Source organism: Clostridium sulfidigenes (assembly GCF_052067195.1).
Classification (GTDB): domain Bacteria; phylum Bacillota; class Clostridia; order Clostridiales; family Clostridiaceae; genus Clostridium_J; species Clostridium_J sulfidigenes.
The window spans coordinates 1-2,969 of record NZ_JBQHQR010000032.1; the positions used below are offsets into that span (position 1 = coordinate 1).

Annotated in this window: 1 rRNA gene; it reads left to right on the top strand. The window is 50.0% G+C overall.

The window, feature by feature from the left end:
* Position 1 precedes the first annotated feature (1 nt).
* A 23S ribosomal RNA gene (locus ACTNBA_RS18980) occupies positions 2-2,906 on the top strand.
* The last annotated feature ends 63 nt before the right edge of the window (positions 2,907-2,969 follow it).

Here is a 2,969-nt window from a genome sequence, read left to right on the forward strand (position 1 = left end):
AGGTCAAGCTACAAAGGGCGCATGGTGAATGCCTTGGCACTAGGAGCCGAAGAAGGACGCGATAAGCTGCGATAAGCTTTGGGTAGGCGCAAATAGCCAGTGATCCAGAGATTTCCGAATGGGGAAACCTACATAGTTAACACTATGTACTGTGCACTGAATAAATAGGTGTATGGAGGTAAACCCGGGGAACTGAAACATCTAAGTACCCGGAGGAAGAGAAAGAAACATCGATTTCCAAAGTAGCGGCGAGCGAAATGGAAAGAGCCCAAACCTAAGCCTTTGGCTTAGGGGTTGAGGACAGAACATAAATGCACAAATTTTTTAGTCGAAGACAGCTGGAAAGCTGCTCCGCAGAAGGTAATAGGCCTGTAGACAAAAAGAAATGAGTGAAAGTTCTGATCCAGAGTACCACGAGACACGTGAAACCTTGTGGGAAGCAGGGAGGACCACCTCCCAAGGCTAAATACTACCTAGTGACCGATAGTGAAGAAGTACCGTGAGGGAAAGGTGAAAAGAACCCCGGAAGGGGAGTGAAATAGAACCTGAAACCGTGTGCCTACAACCGGTCGAAGCACTTTATATGTGTGACGACGTGCTTTTTGTAGAACGAGCCAACGAGTTACGATATGTAGCGAGGTTAAGTACTTAAGGTACGGAGCCGAAGGGAAACCGAGTCTGAATAGGGCGCATAGTTGCATGTCGTAGACCCGAAACCGGGTGACCTATCCATGGCCAGGATGAAGCGACAGTAAAATGTCGTGGAGGTCCGAACCACGTTGGTGTTGAAAAACCATGGGATGAGCTGTGGATAGCGGAGAAATTCCAATCGAACTCGGAGATAGCTGGTTCTCCTCGAAATAGCTTTAGGGCTAGCGTCGGTTAATTGAGTAATGGAGGTAGAGCACTGAATAGGCTAGGGGGCATAACGCTTACTGAACCTTATCAAACTCCGAATGCCATATACTTTTATTCCGGCAGTCAGACTGCGAATGATAAGATCCGTAGTCAAAAGGGAAACAGCCCAGACCATCAGCTAAGGTCCCAAAGTGTAAGTTAAGTGGTAAAGGATGTGGGATTTCTAAGACAACTAGGATGTTGGCTTAGAAGCAGCCACTCATTTAAAGAGTGCGTAATAGCTCACTAGTCAAGAGATCCCGCGCCGAAGATGTCCGGGGCTAAAACTTACCACCGAAGCTATGGATGTGTACTACGTACACGTGGTAGAGGAGCTTTCTGCATTGGCTGAAGTCGTACCGAAAGGAGCGGTGGACGATGCAGAAGTGAGAATGTTGGCATAAGTAGCGAGAGCTAGGTGAGAATCCTAGCGGTCGAAAACCTAAGGTTTCCTGAGGAAGGCTCGTCCTCTCAGGGTTAGTCGGGACCTAAGCCGAGGCCGAAAGGCGTAGGTGATGGACAACGGGTTGATATTCCCGTACCACTTGCAGACGTTATTACAAATGGGGTGACGCAGGAGGATAGGTTGTGCATACTATTGGATGTATGTTCAAGCATTTAGGAGTAGCTAGTAGGCAAATCCGCTAGCCGAATCTGAGGTGTGATGAGGAGCTCAATAGAGCGAAGTAACTGATTCCACGCTGCCAAGAAAAGCCTCTATGGAGGAAGCAAGTGCCCGTACCGCAAACCGACACAGGTAGGTGAGGAGAGAATCCTAAGACCATCGGAAGAACTGCTGTTAAGGAACTCGGCAAATTGACCCCGTAACTTCGGGAGAAGGGGTGCCTACGCAAGTAGGTCGCAGAGAATAGGCCCAAGCAACTGTTTAGCAAAAACACAGGTCTCTGCTAAAGCGAAAGCTGATGTATAGGGGCTGACGCCTGCCCGGTGCTGGAAGGTTAAGGGGAATGCTTAGCGCAAGCGAAGGTATGAACTTAAGCCCCAGTAAACGGCGGCCGTAACTATAACGGTCCTAAGGTAGCGAAATTCCTTGTCGGGTAAGTTCCGACCCGCACGAATGGCGTAATGATTTGGGCACTGTCTCAACAGCAAATCCGGCGAAATTGTAGTACCAGTGAAGATGCTGGTTACCCGCGATTGGACGGAAAGACCCCGTAGAGCTTTACTGTAGTTTAGCATTGAGTTTCGGTATTGTCTGTACAGGATAGGTGGGAGGCTGAGAAACAGGACCGTCAGGTTCTGCGGAGCCATCCTTGGGATACCACCCTGACAGTACTGGGATTCTAACTGGAGGCCATGAAACTGGTCACAGGACATTGCTAGATGGGCAGTTTGACTGGGGCGGTCGCCTCCAAAAAAGTAACGGAGGCGCCCAAAGGTTCCCTCAGCGCGGTCGGAAATCGCGCGAAGAGTGCAAAGGCAGAAGGGAGCCTGACTGCGAGACCTACAAGTCGAGCAGGGACGAAAGTCGGGCTTAGTGATCCGGTGGTACCTCGTGGGAGGGCCATCGCTCAACGGATAAAAGCTACCTCGGGGATAACAGGCTGATCTCCCCCAAGAGTCCACATCGACGGGGAGGTTTGGCACCTCGATGTCGGCTCGTCGCATCCTGGGGCTGAAGTAGGTCCCAAGGGTTGGGCTGTTCGCCCATTAAAGCGGCACGCGAGCTGGGTTCAGAACGTCGTGAGACAGTTCGGTCCCTATCCGTCGCGGGCGTAGGAAATTTGAAGGGAGCTGTCCTTAGTACGAGAGGACCGGGATGGACAGACCTCTGGTGCACCAGTTGTCACGCCAGTGGCACAGCTGGGTAGCTATGTCTGGAAGGGATAAACGCTGAAAGCATCTAAGCGTGAAGCCCACCCTAAGATGAGATTTCCCATAACGTAAGTTAGTAAGACTCCTGGAAGACCACCAGGTTGATAGGTGAGGGGTGTAAGCATGGTAACATGTTCAGCTGACTCATACTAATAAGTCGAGGGCTTGATCTAAATAAAGACGAAATAAATTTCACTGTGTAATTTTGAGAGAACATTTAACCAATGTTTTCAAAT